This is a genomic window from Caviibacterium pharyngocola, from assembly GCF_002795405.1.
Classification (GTDB): Bacteria; Pseudomonadota; Gammaproteobacteria; order Enterobacterales; family Pasteurellaceae; genus Caviibacterium; species Caviibacterium pharyngocola.
Map to the genome: position 1 here is coordinate 16,764 of NZ_PHGZ01000007.1, position 16,209 is coordinate 32,972.

Annotated in this window: 18 protein-coding genes and 4 tRNA genes; 2 read left to right on the forward strand and 20 right to left on the reverse strand. The window is 43.8% G+C overall.

The window, feature by feature from the left end; all coding sequences use genetic code 11:
- Positions 1 to 252, reverse strand: coding sequence for a helix-turn-helix domain-containing protein (locus CVP04_RS03570; RefSeq protein ID WP_100296152.1), 252 nt, complete (start codon positions 250 to 252; stop codon positions 1 to 3).
- Between the two features lie 60 nt (positions 253 to 312).
- Between CVP04_RS03570 and CVP04_RS03575 the strand changes: the two genes are divergently transcribed.
- Entirely contained in the window at positions 313 to 699 is a 387-nt protein-coding gene (locus tag CVP04_RS03575) for a hypothetical protein (RefSeq protein ID WP_100296153.1), read from the forward strand.
- A 197-nt stretch (positions 700 to 896) separates the two neighbouring features.
- Here CVP04_RS03575 and CVP04_RS03580 read toward each other — a convergent pair whose 3' ends face one another.
- From CVP04_RS03580 to CVP04_RS03595, 4 genes are all read right to left on the reverse strand, one after another.
- Positions 897 to 1,685, reverse strand: a complete 789-nt coding sequence (locus tag CVP04_RS03580) for a TatD family hydrolase (protein WP_100296154.1) — start codon at positions 1,683 to 1,685, stop codon at positions 897 to 899.
- A 2-nt stretch (positions 1,686 to 1,687) separates the two neighbouring features.
- On the reverse strand, positions 1,688 to 2,311 hold the full coding sequence (locus tag CVP04_RS03585; RefSeq protein WP_100296155.1) for an NUDIX hydrolase N-terminal domain-containing protein: 624 nt from the start codon (positions 2,309 to 2,311) through the stop codon (positions 1,688 to 1,690).
- Positions 2,312 to 2,315: 4 nt separating this feature from the next.
- Positions 2,316 to 2,873: a peptidylprolyl isomerase gene (locus CVP04_RS03590; protein WP_100296156.1), complete on the reverse strand. Its 558-nt coding sequence runs from the start codon at positions 2,871 to 2,873 to the stop codon at positions 2,316 to 2,318.
- 66 nt (positions 2,874 to 2,939) lie between these two features.
- Entirely contained in the window at positions 2,940 to 3,449 is a 510-nt protein-coding gene (locus CVP04_RS03595) for a peptidylprolyl isomerase (RefSeq protein ID WP_100296157.1), read from the reverse strand.
- A 108-nt stretch (positions 3,450 to 3,557) separates the two neighbouring features.
- On the opposite strand from CVP04_RS03595, the gene cysS reads away from it, so the two are divergent.
- A complete protein-coding gene (gene cysS / locus CVP04_RS03600) occupies positions 3,558 to 4,937 on the forward strand; it encodes a cysteine--tRNA ligase (RefSeq protein WP_100296158.1) in 1,380 nt (459 codons plus the stop codon).
- A gap of 82 nt (positions 4,938 to 5,019) precedes the next feature.
- Here the strand turns inward: cysS and recC are convergent, their stop codons facing one another.
- From recC to ybgC, 15 genes are all read right to left on the reverse strand, one after another.
- The gene (gene recC, locus CVP04_RS03605; protein ID WP_100296159.1) at positions 5,020 to 8,445 is read right to left on the reverse strand and encodes an exodeoxyribonuclease V subunit gamma; all 3,426 of its coding nucleotides are present in this window, start codon (positions 8,443 to 8,445) and stop codon (positions 5,020 to 5,022) included.
- Between the two features lie 13 nt (positions 8,446 to 8,458).
- Entirely contained in the window at positions 8,459 to 8,764 is a 306-nt protein-coding gene (locus CVP04_RS03610) for a DUF5374 domain-containing protein (protein ID WP_100296160.1), read from the reverse strand.
- A complete protein-coding gene (locus tag CVP04_RS03615; RefSeq protein WP_243385084.1) occupies positions 8,745 to 9,422 on the reverse strand; it encodes a DUF2572 family protein in 678 nt (225 codons plus the stop codon). The genes CVP04_RS03610 and CVP04_RS03615 overlap by 20 nt, the downstream gene beginning before the upstream one ends.
- The gene (locus CVP04_RS03620; RefSeq protein WP_207761611.1) at positions 9,422 to 10,144 is read right to left on the reverse strand and encodes a PulJ/GspJ family protein; all 723 of its coding nucleotides are present in this window, start codon (positions 10,142 to 10,144) and stop codon (positions 9,422 to 9,424) included. The genes CVP04_RS03615 and CVP04_RS03620 overlap by 1 nt, the downstream gene beginning before the upstream one ends.
- 1 nt (position 10,145) lies before the next feature.
- Entirely contained in the window at positions 10,146 to 10,667 is a 522-nt protein-coding gene (locus CVP04_RS03625; protein ID WP_100296163.1) for a prepilin-type N-terminal cleavage/methylation domain-containing protein, read from the reverse strand.
- A 176-nt stretch (positions 10,668 to 10,843) separates the two neighbouring features.
- Positions 10,844 to 10,918: transfer RNA gene (locus tag CVP04_RS03630), tRNA-Lys, on the reverse strand.
- Positions 10,919 to 10,942: 24 nt separating this feature from the next.
- A tRNA-Lys gene (locus tag CVP04_RS03635) sits at positions 10,943 to 11,018 on the reverse strand.
- A 22-nt stretch (positions 11,019 to 11,040) separates the two neighbouring features.
- Positions 11,041 to 11,116: transfer RNA gene (locus CVP04_RS03640), tRNA-Lys, on the reverse strand.
- A gap of 22 nt (positions 11,117 to 11,138) precedes the next feature.
- Positions 11,139 to 11,214, reverse strand: a tRNA-Lys gene (locus CVP04_RS03645).
- Between the two features lie 196 nt (positions 11,215 to 11,410).
- Positions 11,411 to 11,875, reverse strand: coding sequence for a peptidoglycan-associated lipoprotein Pal (gene pal / locus CVP04_RS03650; RefSeq protein WP_100296164.1), 465 nt, complete (start codon positions 11,873 to 11,875; stop codon positions 11,411 to 11,413).
- 13 nt (positions 11,876 to 11,888) lie between these two features.
- Positions 11,889 to 13,160, reverse strand: a complete 1,272-nt coding sequence (tolB, locus tag CVP04_RS03655; RefSeq protein ID WP_243385087.1) for a Tol-Pal system beta propeller repeat protein TolB — start codon at positions 13,158 to 13,160, stop codon at positions 11,889 to 11,891.
- A gap of 79 nt (positions 13,161 to 13,239) precedes the next feature.
- Entirely contained in the window at positions 13,240 to 14,460 is a 1,221-nt protein-coding gene (gene tolA, locus CVP04_RS03660) for a cell envelope integrity protein TolA (RefSeq protein WP_100296166.1), read from the reverse strand.
- Positions 14,461 to 14,479: 19 nt separating this feature from the next.
- Complete coding sequence (gene tolR, locus CVP04_RS03665; RefSeq protein WP_100296167.1) at positions 14,480 to 14,902, reverse strand: colicin uptake protein TolR; 423 nt, start codon at positions 14,900 to 14,902, stop codon at positions 14,480 to 14,482.
- A 62-nt stretch (positions 14,903 to 14,964) separates the two neighbouring features.
- Positions 14,965 to 15,654, reverse strand: coding sequence for a protein TolQ (gene tolQ / locus CVP04_RS03670; RefSeq protein WP_100296168.1), 690 nt, complete (start codon positions 15,652 to 15,654; stop codon positions 14,965 to 14,967).
- A gap of 33 nt (positions 15,655 to 15,687) precedes the next feature.
- Positions 15,688 to 16,089: a tol-pal system-associated acyl-CoA thioesterase gene (gene ybgC, locus CVP04_RS03675; protein WP_100296169.1), complete on the reverse strand. Its 402-nt coding sequence runs from the start codon at positions 16,087 to 16,089 to the stop codon at positions 15,688 to 15,690.
- Between the last annotated feature and the right edge of the window lie 120 nt (positions 16,090 to 16,209).

Here is a 16,209-nt window from a genome sequence, read left to right on the forward strand (position 1 = left end):
TTAAGGAAAATGCTGCTTGATCTGCGCTAACACTGCAAGCGGATCAAGCTCTAATCCTTCACAATAAGCAATAAACTCAAAAATATCCAAACGTCTCTCACCCGTTTCCACTTTTCCGATAAAAGAATGCACAACGCCCATTTTCTCACCTAATGCGCGCTGACTTAGTCCAAGCTCGATTCGTCGTTTAAGGAATAAATCCCTTAGCCAACTGTGCTCAATGGAATGAATTGATAATCTGATATTTCCCATTGCACCTATTTTAGGTGCAAGTTATAACGTACCCATTTCAGGTACAAAAAGGAGTAAATAATGACATTTTGGCAGAAAACACTAGGTGGATTAAATTTTCCCTATTACATCAGACATTTTCTATTCGGATTGATCTTTTTCGCAGTGCTCTTTGGCGGAATGGTATGGAATAACGAATTTGCCTCAACACAGAATAAAATCTTTACCACCATTATTTTAGTTATCTTACAGATTTTATATCCTTATTCCCGTTTCGTTTATGAAAGCGTAATGAATTATATTTTTGGTGATAATGTATTCTTTGTAAATGCATTACTTATGCTATCTACCAAGCTCATTACAATGATGCTTTGTTGGTGTTTCGCGATTTTTATTGCGCCTATCGGGTTAGCTTATCTTTATTTTCATTATACGAAACAAGAAAAAATCTCAGATAATCCACAATAAATCCTCGGCATAAAAAAAGAGTGTGTTTTTTATATACTCAGGTTGATGACAAACCTGATTTAAATCGTATTTTATGGGTAGGATGGGCTTCAGTCCATCAAAAAAAATATAATTATTTCAATATGATGGGCTAAAGCCCATCCTACTTAAATATACTTTGTTAATAAACTGAGTGTATTTCTTATACACTCTTTATACTAACCGAACAACGCCACGCTATTTTGCCAAATCGTATTTTCGATCTGTTCCGGCGGTTCGTTTCTTAAACTGCAAAGTGCCTTAAATACCTCAAGGATACGTTCCGGACGATTCGGTTGACCTTGGAAACCGAAAACCGGCATATCCGGACTGTCGGTTTCCAGCAGCAACGCGTCTAACGGCAATTTAGCCACGGCATTGCGGGTTTTATTCGCCCGCACATAGGTGATCGTGCCGCCGACGCCGATTTTATAGCCCAAATCCACAAAACGTTTGGCTTGTTCGTAGCTGCCGGAAAAACCGTGAATAACACCGCACTTTGTTAACCGAATCCGTTTTAAAAACGGCAATAACTGATCTTGCGACTTACGGCCGTGCAAATTCACCGGCAAATCGAATTGTTTTGCCAGTTGCAGTTGCGCCTCAAAAAACTCGCATTGTTTTCGCCACAATTCATCCGTGAGTAATGCCGGAATCGCACGTTCCAAACCGATTTCCGCCACCGCCGTACAAGCGGGATCGCGCGTCGCTAAACGGTGTTCCAGCTCCGTTAAATCATCCGTTTGATGTCGTTCGATATAAAGCGGATGTAAACCTAAACCGCAATAAAGTCGTTGCGGAAAAAGTGCGGTCATTTTTTCGATCGAATCGAAATCTTCACGCATTACCGCCACCAGCAAAATTTTATCAACGCGCTGATCGGCGGCGTTTTGCATTAATTGCGCCAACGGCTCGCCGCTGAATCGTTGCAGATAATCAATGTGTGTATGGGTGTCAAAAAATGCCATAACTAATCAAATAATGTTTCCCACGTTGCCGCCGCATAATGTGCGTCGAAACACATTCTTATTTGGCTTTCGGTATTTTTTTCGGTTGAAAGCGGCGGTAATTCGTTCAGCGGAAAATAATCACTGGCGAGGGTTTCCGAGTTTTCCGTAAATTCGCCGCCCAACGCCGTGCAATACACGAAGGTTTTACACACTTTATGTGCCATTTTCGGTAAATTATGTTTATCCCGATCCAAAATCGCGATAACAAACTCGGCTTGTACATCTAAACCGGCTTCTTCCTTCGCTTCTTTGACGGTATTTTCTTTAATGGATAAATCCACGTCCACCCAACCGCCGGGTAAAGACCAACGACCGTCGTTTTCTTGCACCAGCAAAATACGATCTTGTTTAAAAATTGCCGCTCGCGTGTCTAATTTCGGCGTTTGGAATCCTGTTTCATTGCAAAAAAGTGCGGTCACTTTTTCAACCGGAATATCGGATCGCTCACTCAGTATTGCCGCCGCGATTTCCCTGACGCGCTGAAAACGTTCCTTATCGAACGGATCTTTGCTATAAAACAGTCCGGCTTGCGCCAAACTTTGTAATTCCACCGCCCAATCCAGCCATTGCTCCTGATTACTCATCGCGCTATTCCACACTCACGGATTGAATCACCACATCCTCTTGCGGTACATCGCGATGAAAGCCGGAACGACCGGTTTTCACCTGCGTAATGCGATCCACTACATCCATTCCTTGCGTCACTTGACCGAATACGGCATAGCCCCAGCCTTGCGCACTTTTTTCTTTGAAATTGAGGAAATCATTATTCGCCACGTTGATAAAAAATTGCGCGGTCGCCGAATGCGGATCCGAAGTGCGCGCCATTGCAATGCTGCCACGCTCATTTTTCAAGCCGTTATCCGCTTCATTTTTAATCGGCGCGTCGGTTTGTTTTTGTTTCATTCCCGATTCGAAGCCGCCGCCTTGAATCATAAATCCGTCAATCACACGATGAAAAATCGTGCCGTTATAAAAGCCGTTTTGCGCATAATGCAAGAAATTTTGCACCGTCACGGGCGCATTTTTATCGTCCAAAGCAAGATGAATGTCGCCTTGATTGGTATGCAACACCACATTGGTCGCGCCGGCGAACGAAGCGCAAGCAATGCCGAGAACAAGGGTACAAAGTGCAGTAATTTTCATTGTCGTTCCTTCTATTACGGATAAATTTCAGGACGCCCGAAAGCGTCCTGCATATAAATCAGCGAATTATTCCACGCTGACGGAAGTGATGATCACTTCTTCTTTCGGTACGTCTTGGTGAAATCCTTTGTTGCCGGTTTTCACGCCTTTGATTTTATCCACGACGTCCATTCCTTCCACCACTTCGCCGAATACCGCGTAGCCCCATTCTTGCACCACGGTTTTTCCGAACATTTCTTTCGCACGATAATCTAAAAACGTATTATCCGCTACATTAATAAAAAATTGTGCCGTTGCAGAATGCGGATCGGAGGTGCGTGCCATTGCGATCGTGCCGCGCTTGTTGCTTAATCCGTTGGAAGCTTCGTTTTGAATCGGTGCGTTGGTATTTTTTTCGCGCATTCCCGCTTCCATTCCGCCGCCTTGAATCATAAATCCGTCGATAACACGATGAAAAATTGTGTTATCATAGAAACCGTTTTTACAGTAATTTAGGAAGTTTTCCGCCGTAATCGGTGCTTTTTCATTGTTTAATGCAATTTTAATATCGCCGAAATTCGTGTGTAATGTAACCATTTGATTTTTCCTATTGAATTGAAAAAAGTTATTATTCCATAAATCCGCCGGAAGTGCTATAAAAGTGCGGTGAGTTTTCAGATCAAATTTCAAAAGATTGAGAAGATTATGTTAAAAATATTTAATACCCTGAGCAGAGAAAAAGAAGTTTTTAAACCGATTCACGCCAATAAAGTGGGAATGTATGTGTGCGGCGTCACCGTTTATGATTTATGTCATATCGGCCACGGCAGAACTTTCGTGTGTTTTGATGTGATCGCACGCTATTTGCGTTATTTAGGCTACCAACTTACCTATGTGCGCAACATTACCGATGTGGATGACAAAATCATTAAACGCGCATTAGAAAATAAAGAAAGCTGCGAGCAATTAGTGGATCGAATGGTCGGGGAAATGCATAAGGATTTTGACGCATTGAACGTATTGCGCCCCGATTTCGAGCCGCGCGCGACGCATCATATCGCCGAAATCATTGAAATCGTGGAAAAATTATTACAACGCGGACACGCTTATGTGGCGGAAAACGGCGATGTAATGTTTGATGTGGAAAGTTTTCAGCAATACGGCAAATTATCACGCCAAGATTTAAGTCAACTTCAAGCGGGTGCGCGAGTAGAAATTTCCGAAATTAAGAAAAATCCGATGGATTTCGTACTGTGGAAAATGTCTAAAGCAAACGAACCGAGCTGGGCATCGCCTTGGGGCGCCGGTCGTCCGGGTTGGCATATCGAATGCTCGGCAATGAATTGCAAACAACTGGGCGAGCATTTTGATATTCACGGTGGCGGCTCCGATTTAATGTTCCCGCACCACGAAAACGAAATCGCCCAATCTTGCTGCGCGCACGGCGGCGAATATGTCAATTATTGGATCCATTCCGGAATGATTATGGTGGATAAAGAAAAAATGTCGAAATCCCTCGGCAACTTTTTCACGATTCGCGACGTATTAAATCATTATGATGCCGAAAGCGTGCGCTATTTCTTACTGACCGCTCATTATCGCAGTCAATTAAATTACAGCGAAGAAAATCTCAATTTGGCGCACGGTGCATTAGAACGCCTTTACACCGCATTGCGCGGCACGGATCCGAATGCGGAAGCCGCGGGCGGAGAAAACTTTATCGCCGACTTTACCGAAGCGATGAACGACGATTTCAACACGCCGAATGCAATGTCCGTTTTATTCGAAATGGCGCGTGAAATTAATAAATTAAAAGCGGAAAATTCTGCCCAAGCCGACGGACTTGCCGCGCGTTTACGCGAGCTGGCGAAAATTCTCGGTTTATTGGAACAAGATCCGGAAACCTTCTTGCAAGCAGGTTCGGACAATGATGAAGTGCAAAAAATCGAAGGATTGATCAAACAACGCAACGAAGCCCGCGCTGCCAAAGATTGGACAACAGCGGATGCCGCACGCAATGAATTAAGTGCAATGGGCATTGTGTTGGAGGATGGCCCGAACGGCACGACTTGGCGTAAGCAATAAAACGCTACACATATAACTTTGATCGATTCGCCTCTTTCAAACCTTTCGGTTTAAAGAGGCGAATTTTTATATCACAACGAGCTTAATTTTCCTCGTATTCGACGCAATCCAGCATTAAATCAAACCAATCCTGCATACGTTGATTAATTTCCGTCAGAACGGAAGCAAACACCTGAGGCGGGAGCTGAACCAATAAACGGCGCCAATACACATCACCGGCGGTATAATCCGTACCTTGCGCCAATTCCGTGAATTTCTCGAAATAGCTGTCAAAATCCACCGCACTTTCGGCTAAATCCACCTTCAATGTCTGCAAATAATCGGCAATGCCACGCGTGACCGTCGGCAGCATTATCGATTGTCCTTGCGCATAAGCGTTCACATAAGTTTGCAGCTGCTTAAGTGCGGTCTTTTTATCAAGCGTTTTGAAAGTCAGGGTATTTTTCTTGGCATAAAACATCGGCGTAACGACATTTTCCGACGTCGCGCATTGCACCAAATAATAAATCCAACTTTCGATTAATTCATTATCCCGTACATCGCTGCCGACGCGCCAAGCCACGCGTTGTAATGCGCCGTTTGCCGTTGTATATAATTGATTTATATCACCCTGCAAACGAATGGGTTTGCCCGCCGTTTCAAACGAAATTTCCGCATATTCCGTTTTTGCCTCACGCGATAAATAATCGGCAAGTTTCGTTTTCAATTCATTAATATCTTCTTGAATCAAACGTGCATAAACTTGGGCAAAACTGCCGCGCGGCATTACACCGCGTTGATTTAAACGGGCGAAAAATTCGTCGGTTTGTTGCGCGGAATAATGAATCAATTCGTTATTAATAAAATAAAAATCCAATTTATTCAGGGAGAAATTTTCGCTTTCTTCAATGCTGTCAATATACTGTTTCAAATAAACGCCCAAACGTCGCTCAAAGAAAAATTTGATCGGATGCTGTACGAATTCGATCAAACGTGCCAATTCAATCTCATCGAGCTGAGGCGCGGTCAACGGTTGAATAAAGGAAGGCAATCCGCCGTCCGAATTCGGCTCTTCTTTTTTATTCGAACCTTGCGCCAATGGCAGCCAGTTTTTGGCAAAAGTGCGGTCATTTCCGACAAAGTTTTTCGGGCTGAATACCGTCATCGAATGTTGTTTTACCAATTTGTCGCGCAAGGAAAGTCGATCGTCGTTATCATCTTCATTCGGCGCGATATTTTCGTTTAAATAATCCAATAATTGACTCACCAATACGGACGGCTGGCAGGCTTGATCGTCCACGACGGAACGCCCGACATAGCTGATATAAAAATAATCTTGCGCGGACAACAAGGCTTCTAAGAACAAATAACGATCGTCATCGCGGCGGAAACGATCACCTTTGCGATGATGATATTGCATTAAATCAAAGCTGTTCGGTATATGTTGACGCGGATAGTCATTTTCGTTCATTCCCAGCAAGCAAACCGCTTTAAAAGGAATGGAACGCATTGGTAATAATGTACAAAAGTTCACCTTGCCGGCAAGGAATTTCAAGCTGTTGGTGTCGTTTTGCAGCGCTTCCGTCATCACATCGCAAATCACTTCGATCGTCAATAATTCGTCAAAATGTACGTTTACCGCTTGTTCGAGCACCGATTGAATACGATCTTTTAAATACCATAGGGTTTCGCGATTTTGTTCGTCATCGGCAAAGAAATTGTCTAATAACAAGGAAAGCTGCTGCGTCCATTGTTGAACGGAACGAGGGCTTAATAAAATTTGTCGCCATTGATATAAATGTTCAATGAAATCCGCCAAGCAGCCAACCGATTGACCTTGCAAACCGTGGCTGTCATCAAATCCCAAACTGTCTTGCCAAATGCCGTTTTCTTCGCGCATTGCATATCCGAGCAACATTCTTTCCAAACCGGCTTGCCACGCGTTATAGTTATGTTCCGCATTTTGTTGGTATTTTTCCAATCCGAAACGGATGCCGGACTGTGCCACCCAATGATGAATATACGCCAGATCCTTGTGTTCGATTTGAAACCTTGCGCGAACGGCGGGAATATCCAAAAATGCCAACACCTCCTCGGCGGTGAACAAACTTTCTTTTAAATTCAATAAGGTAAGAAAGGCGGAAATCACCACATCGCTTTCCGACAGTTTATTATCGGAAATGGAATAAGGAATATAAGGCTCGCTTTGATTAAACACGGCGCGAATGTAAGGCGTGTAGCTGTCGATATCCGCCACCATTATCACCACATCTTTCGGATCCAATGTTTTATCTTGGTTAAACAGATGCAATAAATAATCGCGCAATACTTCCACTTCGCGCATTGCGCTGTAGCACGAATGCACGCTTAAAGAGCGGTCGTTTTTTTGCAAATTTAGCGGCTTGGCGCCGTTCGGCACTAAATCTAAAATTCGTCCTTGCAGTTGGGCTAATAAATGCCGCTCGCTCGGTTGCGTATAGGCGGAAATTTCTTTAGCTTGCAGATCAGTGAGCAAATACAGAAAATCCCGCCCCAATTTTCCCCAAGAAGCCAAAAGCGGATGGCCGATTTGCAACAATTCGTCATCATAAGTACGCTCCGTCTCTTGGCGTGCCAAACTTGCGCTTTTTTCGGTGGAAAACAACGGGCTGTCGATTTGGGTAAAATAATCGCGACGAGATCGAATTTGCAACGTTTGCCAATAGGATTGATCAATAATATCGCCCCAATATTCACGGCAACCGTTGTTAAAAAATAAATGAACGTCACAATAACGGCTTAGCGCCTGAAAGGTGTCTAAATACACTTTCGGCAATGCCGAAATCCCGAAAATAAATAGCCTTTTCGGGATCGCTTTCGGCGCTTCGCGTTCAAGTTGTCGTAAGAATTGTTGATGCAAATACGCGCGATGCCACACTTGTCCGCTTTGGCTTTCTTGCCGAATTTCGTTGACTAAACCTTGCCACAGGGCACCTTGCCAGCGAATATGAGTGCAAATTTGTTCGAAAGGTTGATCCTTATCTTGCGATATTTGTGCGCCGATTTGTCTTTCGATTTCAATGTCTTGCCGATTTTCCCAATGCATAATCCATTCAGGACGATACACAAGATATTGATCGAATAAATCCGCAATTTTGCGCGCCAGTTGATACAATTTTTGTTGTTCCGATTGGGTGGAGGACGCCAAATAGCGGCGCAGCGGCAAAAACGCTTCTTGCGATAAATAGGCGGGAATCAAGCGCATTAATCGCCAAGTGATTTCCGCTTTGTCAAAGTAATGTTGCTGCGTCGCATTCGGTAGATTTTCCGCATAAACTTGCCAGATAAAACTCGCCGGCATCGGAAAATTTAAATTGGCGGCAATGCCTTTCGTTTCGGCGATCTGCCATTGCAACCATTGCGCCATTCCCGGGCTTTGCACCAAAATGGTTTCCGCTTGAAACGGATCACTTAACGGCTCGCTCTCCATTAAATGAATTAAAATATCTTTCTGAACTTCCAGCTGATTAGAATAGTAAACGGTAAACACGTTCGTTCCTTTTTTATAACACCACTTCACCCGTCGGGTAGCTTACGGTCACTTTATCTGCGGCGCACCGAACACGAAAGCGTAAGCCGTTTAATTCCACCGTCGATTGGCAATTTAGTCCTAAAAATACGCGCTGATGTTGATTTTCGGCAATTTGCAGCGCTTGATAATATTGGTAAATTTCCACCGCACTTTTGCGTTGATAAGTCGCCCATTGATTAACGGATAAAAAAATACCACTAAATAAGGTTAAAGTCATCAATAAGGAAACCAAATGCATTCCTTTATATCGCGTCGGACTATAAGGGATTGAAATCATACCAACTTTTCTCCGCAAGCTGCCAATAGGAAAACGCACGCCACATTTCGCTGACCGTCGCTTTTCGGTAAACCAGCTGAACGGCATCGGCTTTTTTCAACACGCCTTTGGTAATCACCGCGCCGCTGATTTTGCCTTTTCCACTCAAAGTTAGATCCCCTTGCGCCACCACAACGGCGTTAATGTTGCCGTTAATTTCCCATTCGCTTTGTTCGGCGTCAAACCAATAAAAATGATCATTACGATCCGTCGCCGCATTTGACGCGGGAAATTCCAATTTCGCACGCAACGCGGGCAATGCTCGTTCGTCAATATAAAGATCAAATTCGCCTTCATATAAGGCTTTTTTCGGTGTACTTTTCAATAAAAAGATGCGTTTACACCAAAGAAAATCCGAAGTGCGGTCGTTTTCTTCGCCGTTTTCAAAGATCATTCGTTCGCTTTTGTTATCATTATCCAGCCCCAAAGTTTGGCAGATGGTCTTTTTCTGCTCGTAGCTAATGCGCTGCAAAGGCAAATTATGCGCCAAATAACTTTTGCGTTGTGCCGTAATGCCGAGGTGCAACCGAAGCACATCGTCAAAAAAGAGTAAGGATAGCAAAACAAAGCTGCTTAAAAGCAGCAATAGGGTTAAGGTGATCATTCCTCGGTAGTGCATTATTTTTCATCCCGATTCATTAAGGGCACAATGATTTCCGTTTCGTATCGAATATCCGCCCGTTTTTTCAAATTGCCGGCAAGTTTCACTTCAACGCCTTGCAGATCTTGAATTGAAATAAATTCCAGCCGAGTAATTTCAATCTCATTTTCATCAAATAAATCCACCCAACCGCCGCTATTGCAAGCGGGTTGTTGTAAATAACTACGGCATTGCGCCTGCGTACAACTTGCATTCACCGAATTTTTATAGGTTAATCGAGTTTCCAGCATTTTTTTATTCAGGCGATAACCGAAAAGCTCACGTTCGATTTCTTTGGCGTTATTTTGCCCGTCGGCATCTACGCAAATACCGCCTTTGTACGTCGTTCCGATACAGCCCGTTCCGTCCAGATCGTAAAAAAATAATACGCAGCTGTTTTTCGCTTCCGCGTCCGCTTGTGCGATCACCAATGCCGCACCGTTTTCTTGCTCAAAAAGCGCCAGATTATCAAGATTCAATTTATCGGACACACCGCGAAATCCCGCGCGCCGTAAATCTTTACCGATAAGCTGAACGGCGCGTTGCAATTCGTTTTGCAAATGCAAACGTAACATCAGGTTATCGTTTTGACGAATACTCTGCCCATAAAAAGTAATAATGATCCATAACAAAAAAGCAGACAAGGAAACGGACAACATTAATGCCAACAATGTCTGCCCGCGATACATTACTCGAATCATCTTAGGCGCCGTCATTCACACAGGCACTAAGAGATTGATAATCTTTCACTTTTAAGCTGCCCACATTAAAAAACGAAAATAAGGTACGGTTTTGTTCCGCTTGCAACACAAAACAAACGGTCGATGCCGTATTACGAATGCCGCTTAATCGGGTGATTTCCTTCGGATAATAGGATTTGCTGACCAGCATTGTTTTTTCCGGAAAATAGGGATAATAGAATTGTGCCGCGATTTCTTGCGGGCAATGGTGCGGAGAAAGGCAGTCGCATAAATAATCATTTTTAATCTGCGCGCCGAGGCACCATTTGTTTTGTTCCATATCGCGATTTGCCAATAACAACCAAACGTCATTAGAGTTTTCGACCCGCGCTTGAATTTGGCGTAAAAATAAATAGAGTTTTTGCTGTTCTTTGGTTAACAACATTTGCGTATTCGTTTGCTGCCAAAGGGGTAAACTTAACATAGAAAGAAGACTGATGATCAGTAGCACGATCAACATTTCCGTTAAAGTAAATCCTTTCATTACATCACTTTTTAAAAATTTAGGAAATTATGACCGCACTTTAAAAAAGAAATACGACGGCACAAAGCAAAACGCCTTGTTTTTGCGTAGCGGATCGCAAAAATAAATAAAATTGCCGCAAAAATCTTTAATAGGAATGAATCAATAAATAAAAGAGAAATTTAAGAGGAAATCATTGGTGGGTCGTGAGAGATTCGAACTCTCGACCAACGGATTAAGAGTCCGCTGCTCTACCACTAAGCTAACGACCCGCAAAAGGGAATGTTACAATTAAGTGGTGGGTCGTGAAGGATTCGAACCTTCGACCAACGGATTAAAAGTCCGCTGCTCTACCGACTGAGCTAACGACCCATAAGGGAATATTTCGATTAAGTGGTGGGTCGTGAAGGATTCGAACCTTCGACCAACGGATTAAAAGTCCGCTGCTCTACCGACTGAGCTAACGACCCAAAAGGGAATGTTACGATTAAGTGGTGGGTCGTGAAGGATTCGAACCTTCGACCAACGGATTAAAAGTCCGCTGCTCTACCGACTGAGCTAACGACCCGCAAACATATTGCTTCGTAACGGAGGCTTATAATACTGGTTTTATTTTAATAATCAATAAAAATTTTCACTTTTTTGTCTATTTGACTGAATCCTCACCAAATCATCAGATTCCTCTGATGAGAATTTGATGAGAAAAAACAAAAACCGGGCTTTCCAACCCGGTTTTTAACACATACTACGTTAAAATCGTTAAATTAGTATGCTAACACTGCACGACGGTTTTTCGCGTATGCCGCTTCATCGTGACCTAATTCAGCCGGTTTTTCTTCACCGTAAGAAACGGTTGAAACTTGACCTGCTTGAACGCCTTTAGCAGCTAAGAAGTTTTTAACTGCATCTGCACGACGTTGACCTAATGCGATGTTATATTCAGGTGTACCGCGTTCGTCGGTGTTACCTTCAACAACTACTTTAGATGCCGGAGTTGCATTTAAGTATGCTGCGTGTGCATCTAAGATTTGTTCATATTCGCCTTCGATGTTGTATTTATCGAAACCGAAATAAACGGTGTTATAACGTTGTTGTAAATCTTGAACGGAATAACCGCCGAATGTTTGACCGTTTGCTGCGTCAGCGCTTGAATCGGTTTTTGATGAACCACAAGCTGCTAATACTGCTACTGAGCCAGCTACTACTAATAATTTTGCAAAGTTTTTCATTTAACTTTTTCTCCTAGTTTTTACTCAAATATGGTGACCAAGCTGGAAATTTAACTTGTCCATCACTTCCTGGAAGACGCGCTTTAAAACGACCGTCCGCGGAAACTAATTGTAGCACCTTTCCTAAGCCTTGTGTAGAGCTATAAATAATCATAATTCCGTTCGGTGAAATACTCGGACTTTCATCAAGGAAAGTCGAACTTAGCATCTCGGTCGAACCGGTCGCCAAATCTTTTTTCACAATATGATCACCTGAAATCATAACCAACGTACTACCGTCAGCCGAAATTTGCCCACTATAACTGCGACCGCCGCCGCTTACTAATGACGCGCCGCCACCGGAGGCACTCATACGATAAACTTGCGGCGAACCGCCTCTATCGGATGTGAACACGATTGATTGACCATCCGGAGACCACGCAGGTTCAGTATTGTTACCCGCTCCGCTAGTCAACTGAGAAACTTGCCCACTACCCAAATTCATTACATAAATATTTAACACGCCGTCTTTAGAAGAGGCGAATGCAAGGCGCGAACCGTCCGGTGAAAACGCCGGAGCACCGTTATGTCCGTCAAAAGACGCCGCAACTTTGCGCGCACCGGAACGAAGATCGTGCACAATTAATTGCGCCTTTCTCTTTTCAAAGGACACATAAGCCAATTTTCCGCCGTCCGGAGACCAAGCCGGCGACATTAAAGGTTGCGAACTTTGCGTAACGATAAATTGATTGTGACCGTCATAATCGGCAACGCGCACTTGATAAGGTTTTGAACCGCCGTTTTTCTGCACGATATAGGCGATCTTCGTTCTGAACGCCCCGCGAATTGCGGTTAATTTTTCAAACACTTCGTCACTGACGGTATGCGCACCTAAACGAATCGCATTACCCGGTACGGCATATTGATTTTGGCTTAGCACCGCACCGGCGGAGCCTGACGCACCGATAGTATCCACTAATTGATATGCAATGCTATATCCGTTGCCGTTCGGTGTTACTTGTCCGACCACAATGGCATCCACGCCTAATGCAGACCACGCGTCAGGGCTAACTTCCGCTGCGGAAGTCGGCTGTTGCGGCATTTTATTCACCGCAATCGGATTAAATTTTCCGCTGTTGCGCAAGTCTGCAGAAATAATATCCGCCACATCCGCCGGTGCGGAACCGGCACCGTTCCATTTAAAAGGCACGACGGCAATCGGGCGCGCGCCGTCCACACCTTCATCAATTACAATTCGCACTTCATCATCGGCAAATGCAGGCTTTGCCAATAAGAGCAACGCCATTGCGATAACACTGGTTATACGAAAAAATATTTTCATTTAATTCACCCTAGGTTAAGTTTACTTTCCTAAAAACACCGCACTATTTGATATCAAAATCAATAATAGGTGCTTTATATTTATTATAAATCGCGTCGGACGGTGCCGCAGGCACTTTTTTCGTTCTGGCGACCGCACTTAATGCCGCGGTACAAATATCATCCGGCCCTGAAATTTTTTGATAACCGGAGATGGTGCCGTCACGTTCCAACTGAATTTTAATACTACAGACTTTACCGGCAAAGCTCGGATCTTTAATAAAGCGACGTTTGATCTCTTTTTTAATGACTCCGGCATATTGATCGCCGACTTTGCCGCCGTCACCGGCGCCTAAACCCGCGCCGCTACCTTGGCTGCCTTGTTTGTTGGCATTACCGCCTTTTTGCGCGCTTCCGCCGCCGATGTCGCCACCGTTTAAGAAATCATCCAATGCAGCTTGTTCGGATTTACGTTTCGCCGCATCCGCCTTGGCTTTTGCATCGGCTTTGGCTTTAGCTTCCGCGTCCGCTTTTGCCTTCGCTTCCGCTTTCGCTTTAGCTTCCGCATCAGCTTTTGCCTTAGCATCTGCCTTCGCTTTGGCTTCTGCATCGGCTTTCGCCTTGGCATCCGCTTTGGCTTTTGCCTCCGCTTCCGCTTTAGCTTTTGCCTCCGCTTCGGCTTTTTCTTTCGCTTCTTTTGCCTTTTGCGCCGCTGCCTCCGCCGCTTTAGCCTTGGCTTCTTCTTCCGCTTGTTTCGCCGCAGCCGCTAAACGTTTCGCTTCGGCATCCGCTTTTAATTTCGCGGCTTCCGCTGCTTGTTTTGCTTTGGCTTCTTCGGCTTGTTTTTGTTTCTCTAAGGCTTCTAAGCGCGCTTTTTCTTCTTGTTGCTTTTGCTGTTCAAGTTGTTTTTGACGCTCTTGCTCTTTACGGCGTTCTTGCTCTTTTTGCCGTTCTAATTGCTTTTGGCGTTCCAGTTCTTGTTGGCGTTTTTGTTCTTCGATTTGCGCTTGTTGCTCGTCTTGCTGAGTTTGTTTTTCAACGGGTTCCGGCTGTTTTTGTTTATCCGCTTGACCTTTTTTTTGCTGCTGCAAGCGTCCCCATTCCTGAGCCGCCGCCCCCGTATCCACCATTACGGCACCGATGACATCGCCGTCACCTTCGCCACCGCCCATCATTTCGACATTATGATAGAAAGAACCCAATATCAACAAACCAAACAAGATAATGTGCAATACGAACGAAATAATGATCGCATCGATACCTTTCTTTTGTCGATTATTCTGCACAATAATACCTACTTATTCTTTAAATCGGGTTAGTCATTAATCCGACTGATTTTATGCCTGCCAAATGGAGTAAATTTAACGCCTTAATCACTTCTTCGTAAGGAACATCTTTTGCTCCGCCGACTAAGAACAATGTATTGTTATCTTTATCATACTCTTGTTTAGACATTTGCGTTACCATTTCTTCGGTCAAACCTTCGGAGCGTTCGCCACCGATAGAAATCGCATATTCTCCGATTCCGGACACTTCCAAAATAACCGGAACTTTATCTTCATTCGATACGCTTTGGCTATCCACCGCATCCGGCAGTTCCACTTGTACGCTTTGGCTGATAATCGGCGCGGTCGCCATAAAAATCAGCACCAACACCAATAACACATCTAAAAAAGGAACGATATTAATTTCGGATTTAATATCGCGACGTTTACGACGATAAGACATAGTTGCCTCTAAAATTTGTTTAAAACCAACCGCACTTTTTCAAAGTGCGGTCAAAATTTATCTTAATTATGGTGACTGCGACCGAATACTTGACGGTGTAAAATCGTGGTAAATTCATCGATGAAGTTACCGTAATTTTGTTCCAATTTATTCACGCGTAAGCTTAAACGGTTATATGCCATTACCGCCGGAATTGCCGCAAACAAACCGATCGCCGTAGCGATCAAGGCTTCCGCGATCCCCGGAGCAACCATTTGTAACGTAGCTTGTTTGGCACCGCTTAATGCCATAAAGGCGTGCATAATTCCCCAAACCGTACCGAACAAACCGATATAAGGGCTGATCGACGCTACGGTTGCCAAAAACGGTACGCGAGTTTCGAGATCTTCCACTTCGCGATTCATCGCTAAGTTCATTGCGCGCGAAGTCCCTTGAATAATAGCTTCCGGCGCATCGGGATTGGCTTGTTTTAAACGAGAAAATTCTTTGAAACCAACGAAAAAGATTTGTTCGCTGCCGGTTAAAATATCGCGACGATTAGATAAACCGTCGTATAATTTATTTAAATCTTCGCCCGACCAAAAACGATCTTCGAACGCGGAAGATTCTTTTAATGCGCGAGTCAAAATTCGGCTGCGTTGAATAATAATCGCCCAAGAAATAATCGAGAACGAGATGAGGATTAAAATAACAATTTGAACGACGATACTTGCTTTTAGAAATAAATCTAAAAAGTTCAATTCACTGGTCATTAGATAACTCCGAGAAATTAATATACCTATAATTTAGTTTGCTTGAAACGCCGCTTTGATGTCCGCAGGTATCGCAACAGGTTTCATTTTATTTAGGTTCACGCAAGCCACTTTTACCACAGCTTCGCATAAAACCGTTTCATTCCTTTTTAATGTTTGCGTAAACAGGACGGTCGCGCCTTTTAATTCGCTTAACGCCGTTTCCACAATCAATAAATCGTCCAGTTTTGCCGGAAAGCGATAATCGATTTGCATAGATTTGACAACAAATGCCAGATTATGTTCCGCCAGCAAGGTTTGTTGAGAAAAAGATAAATTGCGTAGATATTCCGTTCTTGCTCGTTCGAAAAAATGCAAATAGCGTGCGTGATAAACCACGCCGCCGGCATCCGTGTCTTCATAATACACGCGAATCGGAAAGGAAAAATTTATCATTTTTTAGCCAAACCTTCGAAAATTATTACCACCCTTTTTTATCAAGGGAAAATTGGCGTATTTTAGAGCGACTAAACGGGATAAGCAAGCGTAAAGTGCGGTCGGAATTAAAAATATTTC

Coding starts and splice junctions, on each gene's coding strand:
- CVP04_RS03570 (WP_100296152.1), bottom strand. CDS start 252: ATGGGAAATATCAGATTATCAATTCATTCCATTGAGCACAGTTGGCTA.
- CVP04_RS03575 (WP_100296153.1), top strand. CDS start 313: ATGACATTTTGGCAGAAAACACTAGGTGGATTAAATTTTCCCTATTAC.
- CVP04_RS03580 (WP_100296154.1), bottom strand. CDS start 1,685: ATGGCATTTTTTGACACCCATACACACATTGATTATCTGCAACGATTC.
- CVP04_RS03585 (WP_100296155.1), bottom strand. CDS start 2,311: ATGAGTAATCAGGAGCAATGGCTGGATTGGGCGGTGGAATTACAAAGT.
- CVP04_RS03590 (WP_100296156.1), bottom strand. CDS start 2,873: ATGAAAATTACTGCACTTTGTACCCTTGTTCTCGGCATTGCTTGCGCT.
- CVP04_RS03595 (WP_100296157.1), bottom strand. CDS start 3,449: ATGGTTACATTACACACGAATTTCGGCGATATTAAAATTGCATTAAAC.
- cysS (WP_100296158.1), top strand. CDS start 3,558: ATGTTAAAAATATTTAATACCCTGAGCAGAGAAAAAGAAGTTTTTAAA.
- CVP04_RS03610 (WP_100296160.1), bottom strand. CDS start 8,764: ATGATTTCAATCCCTTATAGTCCGACGCGATATAAAGGAATGCATTTG.
- CVP04_RS03615 (WP_243385084.1), bottom strand. CDS start 9,422: ATGCACTACCGAGGAATGATCACCTTAACCCTATTGCTGCTTTTAAGC.
- CVP04_RS03620 (WP_207761611.1), bottom strand. CDS start 10,144: ATGATTCGAGTAATGTATCGCGGGCAGACATTGTTGGCATTAATGTTG.
- CVP04_RS03625 (WP_100296163.1), bottom strand. CDS start 10,667: ATGAAAGGATTTACTTTAACGGAAATGTTGATCGTGCTACTGATCATC.
- pal (WP_100296164.1), bottom strand. CDS start 11,875: ATGAAAAACTTTGCAAAATTATTAGTAGTAGCTGGCTCAGTAGCAGTA.
- tolB (WP_243385087.1), bottom strand. CDS start 13,160: ATGGCGTTGCTCTTATTGGCAAAGCCTGCATTTGCCGATGATGAAGTG.
- tolR (WP_100296167.1), bottom strand. CDS start 14,902: ATGTCTTATCGTCGTAAACGTCGCGATATTAAATCCGAAATTAATATC.
- tolQ (WP_100296168.1), bottom strand. CDS start 15,654: ATGACCAGTGAATTGAACTTTTTAGATTTATTTCTAAAAGCAAGTATC.
- ybgC (WP_100296169.1), bottom strand. CDS start 16,089: ATGATAAATTTTTCCTTTCCGATTCGCGTGTATTATGAAGACACGGAT.